Raw genomic sequence first — 13,639 nt, 5'->3', positions numbered from 1 at the left:
CATAGCGCAGACACGGACTTCGCAGCGCTCGGGCGCCAGGCATGCCGATCCAGATCGAACGTCACGAGGAACAGGAGGCGACGCGCCTCGTCGTACGGGGCGACATCGACCTCACGACGGCCGATGAGCTCGAGCGCGCGGTGCTGCGCGCGCAGAGCAACGGCCTGGACCTCCTCCTCGACCTGACGCACGTCGAGTTCATGGACTCGAGCGGCCTGCAGATCCTGCTCGACGCCGACGTCCGCGCCCGCCAGCACGGCACCGACCTCATCGTCCTCGCGGGCGACGGCGAGGCGGCGCGCGTCATGGCCCTCGCGCAAGTGATCGATCGGCTCCACGTCACCTCGGTCGAGTAGCGGTGCGAGTCGTCATCGCCGAAGAGGCCGACAGCGAGCGGGCCGAGCGCCTGCGCGCACGGCTCGAGCGCGACGGTCACGAGGTGCTCGCGGTCGGAACGGGCGCCGACGTGCTGACGCTCGCCCGCGAGGACCCCGACGTCGTGGTCTGCGTCCCGGGCCCGGACTTCCCGGCGGCGCTCGGCTCGCGGCCCGACGATGGAGCGGCGGCGTCCGCCCGCCGGTCGACGTTCCTCGCCCAAGCCTCCCCCCTGCTCGACGCCTCGCTCGACCTGCGCGAGACGATCGACTCGCTCGCCGGCATCTCGGTCCCGTCGCTCGCGGACCTCTGCCTCGTGCACCTGGTCGAGGGCGACCGCGTCCGCCGCGTCGCCGCCGTCGCCGCCGACGCGCGCGGCGAGCGGATGCTGCGCGCGCTGCCGGAGATCATCCCGGTCCCGAGCGAGCCCGACCCGGTCGCCGCGGTCATCGCGACCCGCCGCGCTCAGCGGACGGAGTCCGGTGACGTCTCGCTGCTCAACGCCGGCCTCGGGATCGAACGGCCCCCCAGCAGCGTGCTCCTCGTGCCGCTGACGGCCCGCGGCGAGGTCCTCGGCGTCCTCACGCTCGCGTCGACCGACCGCCACCGCAGCTTCGGCGACGACGAGCTCGTCCTCGCCGAGGACCTCGGCCTGCGCGCCGCGCTCGCCGTCGACAACGCGCGCCTGTACGCGCGCGAGGCGGAGATCGCCCGCGTCCTGCAGGAGAGCCTGCTGCCCGAGCGCCTGCCGCGGCTCGAGGGGCTCGAGCTCGGGGCCGCCTACCGACCCGCCGGCGACGGGACCGAGGTCGGCGGCGACTTCTACGACGCCTTCTCGACCGACGACGGCGCGACGATGGTCGCCATCGGCGACGTGACCGGCAAGGGTGCGCGCGCCGCCGCGCTCACCGGCCTGACGCGCCACACGATCCGCGCCGCGGCTCACTACGAGGCGCGGCCGAGCGGCGTGCTGCACGCGCTCAACCGCGCGCTCAACGCCCAGCGCGCCACGCGCGGCCGCTACTGCACCGTCGCGCTCGCGCGGCTGGAGCCGCTCGGCGACGCCATGCTCGCCGAGGTCAGCTGCGCCGGCCACCCGCTCCCGCTCGTGCTGCGCGCCGACGGCAGCGTGGAGCCGGCCGGCCGCCCCGGAACGGTCCTCGGCTTCGTCGACGACCCCGACCTGCACGACGAGCCGATCCGGCTCGATCCGGGCGACGCGCTCGTCTTCTACACCGACGGGATCACCGAGGCGCGGACGCCCGACGGCCTGCTCGGCGACGAGAAGCTCGCCGCGATGGTGCGGCGCTGCTCGGGCATGGGAGCGAACGCGATCGCCGCGACGCTGCAGAACGCGGTCGTCTTGGCGCAGCGCGGGCGCCCGCGCGACGACGTCGCGATCGCGGTCGCGCGCGTGCCGGGCATCCCGGTCGAGCCGGCCGTGGCCTAGCGGGGTCCGCCGACCCCGACGCGCTCGGTCCGCGCGTCGGTCGCCGCCCGGCGCCGTTTCTGCGGCAGCAGGCCCTCCGGACCGCCGCGGATCGGCGGGCGGTCGCGACGGCGGCGCCGGCGGCGCAGCTCCGCGTTCGTGGCGACGCCCGCGCCGATGAGCATGACGGTGGCCATCAGGTAGAGGCCGAGGAGGAGCACGGCCAGCAGCAGGAACAGCCGCACCGCCGCGAAGCCGGCGGCCGCGCCGAAGTACAGGCCGACGAGCGCGGGGATCGCGGGCGTCAGGATCCCGGCCGGCAGCGCGCCGAGCAGCGCCGGGCGCCAGCCGAGCCGCGACCGCGGCGCGTAGCGGAAGATGAACATGAACACGACGACCGACCCGAACGCGTTCGCGACGAACGGCGCCCACGTCGGCGTCTCGCCCCAGAGGTCGAGCTGGTCGGCGGCGCGGCCGATCACCGGCGCGCCCGACGCGGCGGCGACGAACATCGCCGCGACGAACACGCCGAGCCCGACGTTGCGCAGCCGGCCGGTGACGACGTGGTGGCGCGGGCAGTCGAGGATCCGCGACTCGCAGCGCTCGATGACGCCGATCGCGCCCGACGTCGTCCACAGCATCGAGGCGACGGCGACGGCGAGCAGCAGCGGCGAGTTGTCGCGCGTGCCGAGGATGAGCCGCTGGATGTCGGCGTGGACCTCCTCCGGCAGGAAGCGGTTGACCTGCTGCGCGACCTCGACGGCGGAGAGCACGTCCTTGAGGAGCAGCGCCTCGAGCGCGGCGACGCCCAGCGCGAACGGCGCCAGCGACAGCACGAGGTAGTAGGTGAGCGCCGGGACGTCGTCGGCGATGCCCTGGCCCCACCAGAAGTCGAAGATGCGCCGCACTCGGTGCATTGTCCCCGCTCCCTTCGGCGGCTACCCGCCGGAACCTTGGTGCGGAGCCTGCTGGCCGAACACACGGAATCGCACGGCCTGGATCTGCCGCTGGCCGTAGGAGCCGCGGTAGACCGGCCCCGCGCCCCCGGCGCGCTCGCCGATGTGCGGGTCGCGCCGCGGGCGCAGCGCCTTCTCGACGTCGATCGACGTCAGGCCGGGCAGGCTGATCGAGCCGGCCGCCACGACGACGTGCAGGTCGCCGTCGCCGTCGGGGTCGACGCGCTCGACGTAGACGATCGTGCCGGTCACCGCGCGGCAGCCGGCGACGGCGGGCGGGCAGTGGACCCGCGGCGGCGGAGACGGCGCCGGCGGTACGCCGAGGGCGAGGACCGCCGCGAGCAGCGCGCTCACGCGGGCACCGACGGCAGGCCGTCGATGCTCTGCGCGTTGCGCACGCGCGCGTCGCGCCGGTACGTCTCGGCGCCCTTGGTCCGCAGCTTCTTGCCGACCGACAGCGCGTAGTGCTCGCGGTCGCCGACGTGCTCCATGAGCGGCACGCCGTACCCGCACGAGGTGGCGACGCGCTCGACGTCGACGCGGATGATCGCCCGGCGCGCCTCGGGTGGCCCGAGGTCGTCGAACGACCACTGCTCGAGCAGCGCGTCGAAGCGCGGGTCCTCGGCGAGCACGACCTCGCCGCGGCCATGCAGCCGGACGATCTTCGGCGGCCCCTCGAACGCGCACAGCATCACGACGATCCGGCCGTTGTCGCGCAGGTGGGCGATCGTCTCCGCCCCGCTGCCGAACACGTCGAGGTACGCGACCTCGAGCGGCCCGAGCACGCGCAGCGTCCCGCCCGGCCCCTTCGGCGAGACGTTCACGCGGCCGTCGTCGTCGCTCGGCGCCGTCCCGACGAAGAACATCGGCTGGCGGCCGATCCACCGCGCAAGCGGCGCGTCGATGTGCTCGAGGACCTTGGCCACGGTCCAAGCGAGGCTACCGGGGCGCCACGAAGAGGGACTGATGCGCCATGCCGATCGCGGCGCCGCTCTCGTCGTGCAGCGTCGACGTGGCCATGCCGACGCCCGCGCGCTCGAGCACCGTCCGCGCGTCGAGCGCGATCCACTCGCCGGCCGGCGGCCGGTGCAGGAACACCGAGAGGTCCGTGTTGATGAAGAGCCACTCGCGCCAGTCGAGCTCGCGGCTGACGCCGTTGCCGAAGTCGGCGGCGGCGACCGCGCGCTGCACCGGCGACGGCTCCTCCCCCTCGACGAGCGCATGGTTCAGCCGGAACCAGGCCAGCGCGGGGCCGTTCTCGCCGAACGAGCTGCGCGCGAAGCGGATCTCCATGCCGGTCAGGTGGAAGCCCTCCTCGCCGTGGCCGAGCGGCCACTCGTGCACGGTCGCCTCGTCCGGTCCGGCGTCGAGCGGCGGCTCCGGCGCGCCCGGCGGCACCCCGTCGACGTCGTCGACGCGCAGCAGCACGGCCCGCGCACGCAGCACCTCGCGCCCGTTGCTGGCGAGCGACGCCTCGGCGAGCTGGAAGCGCCGGCCCCGCTTGACGATCTCCGCCTGCACGGTGACGGGCGCCAGCGGCACGGCCCCGAGGAACTCGACCGTCAGCCGCGTCAGGTGCATGTCGGGCGCGAGGCGCTCGACCTCGCGGGCGACCAGCGCGCTCGGCCCGCCGCCATGCAGCTGCCCGGGATCCCACGGGCCCACCGCGTGGCCGGTCGGGACGTACGTCTCGCCGTCGCGCGCGAAGATCACCGCAGCTCCTTGCGCACGACGAGCTTCAGGCCGCTCCACGTCGCGTCGATCGCGATGACCTTCACGTCGACGAGGCCGAGGGGCAGCGCCAGCTCGCGCACGACGTCCTCGGTGACGTCGGTCGCGACGCCCGAGCTGCGCTTCGGCCAAGCGATCCACGCCGCGCCGGCGGGGAACACGGCCTCGCGCAACGCGGGCAGCCGGCGGCCGAGCTCCGCGCGCGCGGTCACGAACTGCACGAGCACGTCGAGGCCCTTCGCGAGCCGCCGCGACACGCGCGTGCCGTCGGGCAGGTCGCCGACGAGCCCGTCGAACCCGTCCGGCGCACCGAGCCAGGCGACGCGATGGCCGGGCTTGACGCCGAGCTTCTTGACGAGCGGCGTGCCCGAGTAGCCGGCGTCCGCCATCAACCGCGCAGCCGGCCGGCCAGCGGCTCGAGCGCGCCGGCGAGCCGGCGGCGGTCGTCGCGGTCGAGCTGCGCGACGAACCGCTCCACGCCGGCGCGGCGCTGCGCGGCGAGGCGATCGAGCGCCCGGCGCCCCTCGGACGTCAGCGAGTGGCGCTTGACGCGCCGGTCCGCCTCGTCCTCGCGGCGCGCGACGAAGCCGGCCCGCACGAGGGAGTCGGCGGCGCGGCCGGTCGCCGCGACGGAGAGGTCGATCGCGGCGGCGAGGTCCATGAGCGACGGCTCGCTCTCCGCGCGCACGAGCACGTGCATGACCCGCAGTTGCGTGAGCGTGAGGTCGAGCTCCGACGCCAAGTGGAACACGTCGCCCTGGCTCGCGCGCATCACGTGGGCGAGCACCTCGTAGAGGTCCTCGGCGACCCGGTCGGTCGCGTCCTCCTGTGCGGCAATCGCTCTCATGCACACGAATGGTACATGCTGCGCGATGTTCGCGTCCACGCGAACGTTGCTACGCTGAGAGTAGTTCGGGATGCCCACAGACCGCCCTGCCACCCACCGCGAAGTCCTCCAGGCCATGTCCGGCCTGCTCATGGCGATGTTCGTCGCCATCCTCTCCAGCACCGTCGTCACGACGGCGCTGCCGCAGATCATCGGCGACCTCGGCGGCAGCCAGTCGTCGTACACGTGGGTCGTCACCTCCACGCTGCTCGCCCTGACGGTGACGACGCCGATCTGGGGCAAGCTCGCCGACCTCTTCGACCGCAAGCTGCTCGTCCAGGCCGGGCTCGTGATCTACGTGTCCGGCTCGATCCTCGCCGGCCTCGCTCAGTCGACGTCGTGGCTGATCGGCTGCCGCGTCGTGCAGGGCCTCGGCGTCGGCGGCCTCACCGCGCTCGTCCAGGTGATCCTCTCCGACCTCGTCTCCCCGCGCGAGCGCGGCCGCTACAGCGGCTACCTCGGCGCGGTGTTCGGGCTCGGGACCGTCGCCGGCCCGCTGCTCGGCGGCCTGGTCACCGACGCGTTCGGCTGGCGCTGGTGCTTCTACATCGGCGTGCCGTTCGGCGTCGCCGCGTTCGTCGTCCTCCAGCGGACGCTCCATCTCCCGCGCCGCCGCCGCGAGGCGCGCATCGACTTCCCCGGCGCGCTGCTCATCGCCGGCGGCGTCTCCAGCCTGCTGATCTGGGTCTCGCTCGCCGGCGAGCAGTTCGACTGGCTCTCACCGACGAGCGCGCTGCTCGTCGGCGCCGGCCTCGTCCTCTGCGCCGCCGCCGTCGCGGTGGAGCGCCGGGTGCGCGAGCCGCTCGTGCCGCTTCGGCTGTTCGCCGACCGCACCGTCGTCATGGCGGTCATCGCAAGCGTCGCCGTCGGCATCGCGATGTTCGGCACCACCGTGTTCCTCAGCCAGTACATGCAGATCGCGCGCGGCAAGTCGCCGACGGAGTCGGGCCTGCTGTCGATCCCGATGGTCGTCGGCCTGTTCGTCGCGTCGACGGTCATCGGGCGGATCGTCACCCGCACGGGTCGTTACAAGCGCTTGATGCAGGTCGGCACGCTGCTCTTCACCGCCGGTCTCGCGCTCATGGGCACGATGGACGAGACGACGAGCCTCGTCGAGATCGGCGCGTTCATGCTGCTCGTCGGCGCCGGCGTCGGCATGGTCATGCAGAACCTCGTCCTCGTCGTGCAGAACTCCGTCGCCCAGCGCGACATCGGCGCCGGCAGTGCGCTCATCGCGTTCTTCCGGACGCTCGGCGGCGCCATCGGCGTCAGCGTCCTCGGTGCGCTGCTCGCCCACCATGCGCGTGCGGAGATCGGCGGCTCCGGTCAGGTCCCCGATCTGTCGACGCTTCCCGACGGCACGGTCCACGTGGTGGAGCACGCGTACGGCACCGGCATCGCCGAGATGTTCCTCGCCGCCGCGCCGCTCGGGCTCGTCGCCTTCGCCGCGCTGTGGTTCATGCACGAGAAGCCGCTCGGCCAGAAGAGCGGCATCGAGCTGACCCGCGAGGAGACCGAGCGACGGTTCCACCGCGAGACGACGGAGCACGTCGCCGCATGACCGAGCGACTCGACGAGCTCCACTACCGCCGGCTGCTGGTCGCCATCGACGGTTCGGCCAACGCCGACCTCGCGCTCGCCATGGCCGTCACCGCGGCGCGCCGCGACAACGCGTCGATCGCGCTGGTGTCGGTCGCGCCCGACGTCTCCGACGTCAGCCGCTGGCCCGGCGCCGCGATCGACGTCGTGCGCCTGCAGGCGGACGCCGACGCCGAGGCGGACGCGACGCTGCGGCGCGCGATCGACCGCATTCCGGAGGAGCTGCCGGTCACGACGATCTTCCGCCGCGGCAAGGCCGGGCCGGAGATCGTCGCGCTGGCGAACTGCGGCAAGTACGACGCGGTCATGCTCGGCGCGCGCGGCGTCGGGCGGGTCGGCGCCCTGATCGGCAGCGTGAGCGGCCACGTGCTGCACCACGCCGACGTCGCGGTCTTCGTCGCGCACGCGCCGCGCGACGGCGATGGCGACGCGGACGCCGCCTAGAACCGCGCCTGCTCGGCGACCTCGGCGATCACCTTCGAGAGCTGGCCGCCCTGCCAGGCGATCGGCGACTTGCCCTCCTCCTCGACGACGAGGCGCGCGCCCGGGATGACGCGCGCGTAGTCCTCCCCCACGCTCAGCGGGTGGCCCGGATCGGCCTCGTCGCGGTCGGCGACGACGACCGTGGGCGCTTCGATCTGCTCCAGCGCGTGGAGGTCGTCGAACGGGCGCGACCGGGGCACGACCTGCAGCGCGTCTGCGACCGCCTCGGGATGCTCGTGGCGCTCGAGCCGCTGGCGGACGACGCGCAGGACGGTCTCGCGCCACTCGTCCGGCACGCCGGGTTCGCCGTAGGCCTCGACGAACCCGTCGACGCCGCCGGTGCGCAGCCCCTCGGCCAGCGCGTCCCAGCGCGCGAGGCTGGCCTCGCCGCCGTGATCGACGGGGTCGTACGCGGGCGTGATCACGACGAGGCCGGCCGCACGGTCGGGGTGCTCGATCGCGACGCGCAGCAGCGTGTGCGCGCCCATCGACGCACCGGCCAGCACCGCGCGGTCGATGCCGCGGTCGTCCAGCACGTCGAGCAGATCGGAGGCGAGGTCGGCGTACTCGTAGGCGTCGGACGAGGGCGCCGGCGCGGACTCGCCGTGGCCGCGCGCGTCGTAGGCGATGACGCGGTGACCGCTGCGCTCGAGCGCCTTCGAGCCCATGACCACGTAGCGCCGCGTGGCGGTCAGCCCGTGGAGCAGGACGACCGGGAGGCCGTCGCCGCCCGTGTCCTCAACCGCCAAGTCGTGCATGCCGGCCAACCTAGCCATTGACCCGGCCCACTCCGACGTGGGAGTGTCGATCCATGGCCGCCATGCCGCCAGCGGACGTCGTCCGCCTGCTCTTCGAGGCCCGCGCCGCCGGCGATGACCGGCAGCTCGTCGCGCTCATGGCACCGGGGGTCACCGCCCTGCCGCCCGGGAGCGGGAACGTCATCAAGGGCGTCGAGGGCGTGCGCGCGTTCCTGCGCGCCGAGTCGCGTCCGGGATCGCGGCGCACCGAGGTCCAGGCGCACCGGATCGTCGCCGACGGCAACGACGTGCTGGTCCACGGGCGCATCCGGATCTTCGACGACAACTCGCTGTCGGACTCGCCCGCGTCGTGGCGCTTCACGGTCGTCGACGGGCTCATCGAGCGGATCGTGCCGTTGACCGCGCACGCGGACACCGGGCGCGGCCTGGCCGTCGCCTGACGTACCGCGCGGCCTTCCTACCATCCGTCTCATGACGGTCATCGACGTCACCGACGCCACGTTCCGTGCGGAGGTCCTGGACCGCTCGAAGGAGCTCCCCGTCGTCGTGGACTTCTGGGCCGAGTGGTGCGGCCCGTGCCGGCAGCTGGGGCCGCTGATCGAACGTGCCGCGACCGCCCGCGAGGGCAAGGTCGTGCTCGCCAAGCTCGACACCGACGCGAACCAGCGGACGGCGGCGGAGTTCCGGATCCAGGGGATCCCCGCCGTCAAGGCGTTCCGGGACGGCGAGGTCGTCGACGAGTTCGTCGGCGCGCTGCCGCCGCAGGCCGTCGAGCGGTTCTTCGACGGGCTCGTGCCTTCGGAGGCGGAGCTGCTGGCCGCGGCGGGCGACGAGGCGTCGCTGCGCCGGGCGCTCGAGCTGGAGCCCACCCGTGCCGACGCGGCGGTCCCGCTCGCACGCATCCTGCTCGGGCGCGGCGAGCGCGAGGAGGCGCTGCGGGTCGTCGCGAACCTGCCGGGCGACTTCCAGGCGCAGGGCATCGCCGCGCGCATCCGCCTCGAGGACCGCGGCGAACCGGACCTGAAGGATGCGTGGGCGGCGCTCGACGCCGGCGAGCACGAGCGCGCGATCGACCTGCTGATCGGGGCGCTGCCGTCGACCGACGGCGCGAAGGACGACATCCGCCAGGCGGTCGTGGCCGTGCTCGACGAGCTCGGGGTCGAGCACCCGCTCGCCCGCGACGCGCGCCGCCGGCTCGCCGCCGCTCTGTACTAGGCGCCGGTTCGTGTGAGGGCGTGCTCGCGCAGCAGGTCGGCGCTGCGCTCGGGCCGCTCGATCCAGAACATGTGACCGACGCCGTCGAGCACCTCGAGGCGGGCGTTCGGGATCCGCGAAGCGATGAGGTGCGCGTTGGCGACCGGGAGCATCTGGTCCTCGGTGCCGTGGACCACGAGCGTGGGCGCCCTGATCTCCTCGAGCCGCGCGAGCACGTCGTGGCCGCCGATCGCCTGCATCTGGGCGAAGATCACGGGCAGCGGAACCGGGAGGTCCATCGCGCGCTGCCGGAACGCCGAGAACTGGTCCTCGTCCCCGGCGAACGCCGCCGAGACGTTGACCTCCCAGCCGGCGCGCAGCGCCTTCTCGCGATCGCCGCCCGACCAGCCGGCCTGCAGCTTCTCGAGCACCGCGGGCCCGGTGAGCGCGCTGCCCTCGCCGCCGCTGTAGGTGCAGCCGAGCGCCAGCGTGCGGACCCGGCCGAGATGGCGCAGCGCGAGGTGCTGGGCGACCATCCCGCCCATCGAGATGCCCAGCACATGCACGCTCTCGAGGGCGAGCTCCCCGATGAGACCGGCGGCGTCGTCGGCCAGGTCGGCGATCGAGTAGCCCGCGTCCGCGCGGCCGCTGCGCCCGACGCCGCGGTGGTCGTAGGCGATGACGCGGAAGTCGCTTGCGAGGAGGTCCAGGAACGGGTCGCCCCACGACAGGTGCGTGCCGCTCATCCCCATGATCAGCAGCAGGGGCTCGCCCTCGCCGCGCTCGACCCAGTGCAGGTCGTGGCCGTTGACGTTCGCGGTCGGCATCCGCAGGACGTTAGACGCCGACGGGCAGGCGCAGCTGCGGCGACGCCCCGTTCTCCTCCACGGGCTCGTCGGCCGCCGGGCGGTCCTCGAACGCGGCGAGCCGGACGCCGAGCAGCCGCACGGGTCGCGCGGGCGCGTACGCGCGGAAGAGATCGAGCACGACGGGGATGACGACCTCGGGGTCGTTCGTGCGGTCCTCGATCGTGCGCGCGCGTGTCACCGTGGTCCAGTCGTCGAGGCGGACCTTGATCGCGATGTTCCGGCCGGCGACCTCCTTCCTGCGCAGGCCGGCGCAGAGCTCCTCGGCGAGCCGGCGCAGCGTCGCCTCGAGCTCGCCGTGGTCGGCGACGTCCTCGGGGAACGTCGTCTCGTTCGACCGCGACTTCGCGGCGCCGACCGCCTGCACGGGCGAGTCGTCGTGGAACCACGCGCGGCTCGACAGGTAGCGGCCCATCCGCTGCCCGAAGCGGGCGACGAGCGGATCCTCCCCCGCGCGCTGCAGGTCGCCGATCGTGTGGAACCCGGCCTCGGCGAGGCGCTCCGCGGTCTTCGGGCCGACGCCCTGCAGGATCCGCGTCGAGGCGCCGGCGAAGCGCTCGCACGCCTGCTCGCGCGAGAGGGCGGCGAACGCGCGCGGCTTGAACGTCGAGCTGACGGTCTTCGCGACGAGCCGCGACGGCCCGACGCCGACCGACATCGTCATGCCGGTCGTCTCGTGGAGGTCGGCGACGAGCTCGCGCAGCACGCGCATCGGCTTCTCGAACCCGGTGACGTCGAGGTAGGCCTCGTCGATGCCGACCTGCTGGATGCGGTCGACGCGCGAGCGGACGAGGTCCCAGACCTCCTTGCTCTTGGCGCGGTACGCCGTGAAGTCCGGCGGCAGGAACACCGCCTGCGGGCACAGCGAGCGCGCCCGGGCGGCGGGCATGGCCGAGTCGATCCCGAACTTCCGCGCCTCGTAGGACGCGGTCGTCACGACCGACCGCGGGCCGGTGCCCGCGACGACGAGCGGCTTGCCCGCGAGCTCCGGCCGCCGCAGCAGCTCGACCGACGCGTAGAAGGCGTCGATGTCGCAGTGGGCGACGACGCGGCGCTCGGCGGACACGGCCCGAACAGTAGTTCGGGCCGAGGACGGCTAGTGGCTGACCCAGACGGTCCCGGTCGAGCCGAACCCGAGGCGGTTCTTGGTCGCCTGGGTGAGGTCGAACTCGCGCGCGCCGACGTACGGGCCGCGGTCGATCACGCGGGCCTGGACGGTGCGCGAGCCCTTGCGCAGCACGAGCTTCGTGCCGCACGGGAGGTTCTTGTGCGCGACGCCGATCGTGCCGGAGCTGAGCGTGCCGCCGCAGGCGAGCTTGTTGCCGTAGAGGCCCGGGCCGTACCAGGACGCGAGCGCGGGACGGAAGACGCTCAGGCGACCGATGCGGCGCTTGGCCGGCTGCGTGCGGGCGTCGCCGCCGAAGCGGACGCGGACGGGCGCGGTCGACGCGGTGCGGAACGCACGGCGCAGCACGAACCGGCCCGAGCGCGACGTTCGCGCACGGTCGATGGTGACCCAGCGTCGATGACCACGGCGCTGCAGCGTCACGATGCGGCCGGCGGCGCCGGGGCGCAGGACGCCGGCGACGACGGCGCTGCGGCCGGTGCGGACGTTCAGGCGATGACGGGTGATCTGGAAGGTGCTGTTCGCGCGCGGTGCGGCGGCGGCAGCAGCGGTCGGCGCCGTCTGCGCGGGCGCGGGCTCCTGGCCGGCGGCGGCGGTGGCGCCAAGGGCGATGAACGTTCCAAGCGTGCCGGCGCCCAGGGCGGCGCGGGCGCGCGTCAGTTGCGGCCTCACGGTCGTGCGTACCTCCTGCGTCGCACCTCCGGACGGGCGGGTGCGACACGTCTGTCTTTGGCTGCCTACGAGGTGAGCTGTCGGGCTCGCGACCGTCTTGAGCGGCCGCTACGCCGGGAGCACCCGGCGATTCGCCCCGGCCGTCGCGCTCTCTTCGAACACGCCGGCAGTGGGTCCCCCGCCCGGCACGATCAGGTCGTGCCGGTTCGGCTTCGTTACGAACTTACGTTCGGACTGTACGTCGGTCCATTGAACTGCATGTGCGGTACGTCACACACCGTGCGCCGCAGTTGCGGCAAGGAGCTGCCCGACGAGCGCGCCATACGTCGCCTGGGACAGGCGTGGCGGGCCGCTCGCGATGACGTCGAACGTCCCGTCGATCAGCTCGAGGATGGCGCGCGCGACGTCGTTCCCATCCAACCGTTCGCACGCGAGCGCCGCGAGCGACAGCGGCTCGGTCGGGTCGCCGCCGCGGAACGCCATGTGGCACGCGGTGCAGAGGTAGCTCGCGGTCCGCTCCCACCCGAGGTCGCGGCCGCCGAGCTTCGCGATGCCCGGAGCAGGCCCGAGGTCCGGCGCCGGCTCGCCCTCGAGGATGAGCTCGAGCGTCCCGCCGGCGATGCCGGCGAGCGCGTCGCCCTCGAGGCCGAGCGCGGTCGCACAGCGCAGGAACGCGTAGCCGGCGAAGAGCGCGCTGCCGTACGGCGCGTCGCTCGCGTAGACGATGCGGCCGGGCGGGACCGTCGCGTACAGCTGCAGCAGGTCGCCCGCCTGCCACCACGAGGTGTCGAAGAGGACGTTGTCGAGCTCGGCCGCCGGCGGCCCGATCCAGCCGATGTCGCTGATGCCGGCGTGGGCGAGGATGAACCGCGCCCCCGGGTACGTGCGGGCCAGCTCGATGATCGTCTCCCCCAGCCGCGGGATGCCGCGGCCGGCGTGGAAGAGCACGGTCGCGCGGGCCTCGTGCGCCAGCTTCACGACCTCTTCGACGATGGGGTGCGGCAGGCCGAAGTGGTCCGAGCGCGGGTGGAGCTTGAAGCCCTCCGCGCCGTTCTCCAGGCAGCGCCGCGCCTCGTCGACGGCGCCGGGGAGGTTCGGGTTCACGCGCCCGAGCGCGCGCAGCCTGCCGTCCGACTCGGCGACCGCCTTGAAGACGATGTCGTTCGCCTCGCCGTAGCCGTCGGGCTCGTGCAGCGGGAACACGAGCGCCCCGTGATGGCCGCCGCGGTCGAGGCTCGCGAGGATGTCCGGCGGGTCGGCCTCGAGCCCGTCCGGGTCGTTGTGGCCGATGTGCGTGTGAGCGTCCCACCACTGCACGCCGGACGGCAGCGCCGCGAGTGCGCGGTCGTAGAACGGGCGGACCGTCTCGTCCCAGGGTGCAGTCGGCGCGGGCACCCGCGGGACCGTAGCGGCCCGCCGCCTACCCCCTTCGTTCGGAAGGGCGCCGGGGAGTTCTCCGGCGGCGAGACCGTCAGGAAGTCCCGTGGACGCTGATTGACGTGGCTAGCCCTGCGGAGAAGCGCCCGGTGAGTGACCTCGCCGAGCGCTCGGGAGTGCGAGCACC

General features: G+C 73.8%; 17 protein-coding genes and 1 riboswitch. Of the genes, 6 read left to right on the top strand and 11 right to left on the bottom strand.

Going from position 1 to position 13,639, the window contains the following annotated elements:
- The first annotated feature begins 41 nt into the window (after window positions 1-41).
- Together AC1UE4_RS04700 and AC1UE4_RS04695 are read left to right on the top strand one after the other, a co-directional pair.
- Window positions 42-356 (top strand): STAS domain-containing protein, encoded by a 315-nt coding sequence (locus AC1UE4_RS04700; protein WP_482916057.1) that lies wholly within the window; start codon window positions 42-44, stop codon window positions 354-356.
- A gap of 2 nt (window positions 357-358) precedes the next feature.
- Window positions 359-1,825, top strand: a complete 1,467-nt coding sequence (locus AC1UE4_RS04695; protein ID WP_482916056.1) for a PP2C family protein-serine/threonine phosphatase — start codon at window positions 359-361, stop codon at window positions 1,823-1,825.
- Here the strand turns inward: AC1UE4_RS04695 and AC1UE4_RS04690 are convergent.
- The 6 genes from AC1UE4_RS04690 to AC1UE4_RS04665 all read right to left on the bottom strand — a co-directional run bounded on the left by AC1UE4_RS04690 (window position 1,822) and on the right by AC1UE4_RS04665 (window position 5,338).
- Window positions 1,822-2,712: a YhjD/YihY/BrkB family envelope integrity protein gene (locus tag AC1UE4_RS04690; protein ID WP_482916055.1), complete on the bottom strand. Its 891-nt coding sequence runs from the start codon at window positions 2,710-2,712 to the stop codon at window positions 1,822-1,824. The genes AC1UE4_RS04695 and AC1UE4_RS04690 overlap by 4 nt on opposite strands.
- Window positions 2,713-2,742: 30 nt before the next feature.
- Window positions 2,743-3,114 carry a hypothetical protein gene (locus AC1UE4_RS04685; RefSeq protein ID WP_482916054.1) on the bottom strand — a complete coding sequence of 124 codons (372 nt, stop codon included), beginning with the start codon at window positions 3,112-3,114 and terminating at the stop codon, window positions 2,743-2,745.
- Window positions 3,111-3,626: a pyridoxamine 5'-phosphate oxidase family protein gene (locus AC1UE4_RS04680; RefSeq protein WP_482918202.1), complete on the bottom strand. Its 516-nt coding sequence runs from the start codon at window positions 3,624-3,626 to the stop codon at window positions 3,111-3,113. The genes AC1UE4_RS04685 and AC1UE4_RS04680 overlap by 4 nt, the downstream gene beginning before the upstream one ends.
- 73 nt (window positions 3,627-3,699) lie before the next feature.
- Window positions 3,700-4,473: a thioesterase family protein gene (locus tag AC1UE4_RS04675; protein WP_482916053.1), complete on the bottom strand. Its 774-nt coding sequence runs from the start codon at window positions 4,471-4,473 to the stop codon at window positions 3,700-3,702.
- On the bottom strand, window positions 4,470-4,880 hold the full coding sequence (locus tag AC1UE4_RS04670) for a DUF3052 domain-containing protein (protein WP_482916052.1): 411 nt from the start codon (window positions 4,878-4,880) through the stop codon (window positions 4,470-4,472). Before AC1UE4_RS04670 ends, AC1UE4_RS04675 begins: the two co-directional genes overlap by 4 nt.
- Window positions 4,880-5,338, bottom strand: a complete 459-nt coding sequence (locus AC1UE4_RS04665; RefSeq protein ID WP_482916051.1) for a MarR family winged helix-turn-helix transcriptional regulator — start codon at window positions 5,336-5,338, stop codon at window positions 4,880-4,882. Before AC1UE4_RS04665 ends, AC1UE4_RS04670 begins: the two co-directional genes overlap by 1 nt.
- Before the next feature lie 70 nt (window positions 5,339-5,408).
- Between AC1UE4_RS04665 and AC1UE4_RS04660 the strand changes: the two genes are divergently transcribed.
- Window positions 5,409-6,938: an MDR family MFS transporter gene (locus AC1UE4_RS04660; protein WP_482916050.1), complete on the top strand. Its 1,530-nt coding sequence runs from the start codon at window positions 5,409-5,411 to the stop codon at window positions 6,936-6,938.
- Complete coding sequence (locus AC1UE4_RS04655; protein ID WP_482916049.1) at window positions 6,935-7,420, top strand: universal stress protein; 486 nt, start codon at window positions 6,935-6,937, stop codon at window positions 7,418-7,420. The genes AC1UE4_RS04660 and AC1UE4_RS04655 overlap by 4 nt, the downstream gene beginning before the upstream one ends.
- Here AC1UE4_RS04655 and AC1UE4_RS04650 read toward each other — a convergent pair.
- On the bottom strand, window positions 7,417-8,217 hold the full coding sequence (locus AC1UE4_RS04650) for an alpha/beta fold hydrolase (RefSeq protein ID WP_482916048.1): 801 nt from the start codon (window positions 8,215-8,217) through the stop codon (window positions 7,417-7,419). The two genes, AC1UE4_RS04655 and AC1UE4_RS04650, sit on opposite strands and share 4 nt — an antisense overlap.
- 62 nt (window positions 8,218-8,279) lie before the next feature.
- Between AC1UE4_RS04650 and AC1UE4_RS04645 the strand changes: the two genes are divergently transcribed.
- Window positions 8,280-8,657, top strand: a complete 378-nt coding sequence (locus AC1UE4_RS04645) for a nuclear transport factor 2 family protein (protein ID WP_482916047.1) — start codon at window positions 8,280-8,282, stop codon at window positions 8,655-8,657.
- A gap of 31 nt (window positions 8,658-8,688) precedes the next feature.
- Window positions 8,689-9,432, top strand: a complete 744-nt coding sequence (locus AC1UE4_RS04640; protein WP_482916046.1) for a thioredoxin family protein — start codon at window positions 8,689-8,691, stop codon at window positions 9,430-9,432.
- Here AC1UE4_RS04640 and AC1UE4_RS04635 read toward each other — a convergent pair.
- From AC1UE4_RS04635 to AC1UE4_RS04620, 4 genes are all read right to left on the bottom strand, one after another.
- Window positions 9,429-10,238, bottom strand: a complete 810-nt coding sequence (locus AC1UE4_RS04635; protein WP_482916045.1) for an alpha/beta fold hydrolase — start codon at window positions 10,236-10,238, stop codon at window positions 9,429-9,431. The genes AC1UE4_RS04640 and AC1UE4_RS04635 overlap by 4 nt on opposite strands.
- A 10-nt stretch (window positions 10,239-10,248) precedes the next feature.
- Complete coding sequence (gene dinB / locus AC1UE4_RS04630; protein WP_482916044.1) at window positions 10,249-11,343, bottom strand: DNA polymerase IV; 1,095 nt, start codon at window positions 11,341-11,343, stop codon at window positions 10,249-10,251.
- A gap of 30 nt (window positions 11,344-11,373) precedes the next feature.
- Window positions 11,374-12,075 (bottom strand): septal ring lytic transglycosylase RlpA family protein, encoded by a 702-nt coding sequence (locus AC1UE4_RS04625; protein WP_482916043.1) that lies wholly within the window; start codon window positions 12,073-12,075, stop codon window positions 11,374-11,376.
- A 46-nt stretch (window positions 12,076-12,121) separates the two neighbouring features.
- A riboswitch (cyclic di-AMP (ydaO/yuaA leader) is annotated at window positions 12,122-12,297 on the bottom strand.
- Window positions 12,298-12,345: 48 nt separating this feature from the next.
- Window positions 12,346-13,470: an amidohydrolase family protein gene (locus AC1UE4_RS04620; protein ID WP_482916042.1), complete on the bottom strand. Its 1,125-nt coding sequence runs from the start codon at window positions 13,468-13,470 to the stop codon at window positions 12,346-12,348.
- Between the last annotated feature and the right edge of the window lie 169 nt (window positions 13,471-13,639).

This window comes from Parviterribacter kavangonensis (assembly GCF_056863335.1).
This window is presented reverse-complemented; position numbering and strand designations above follow the sequence as displayed.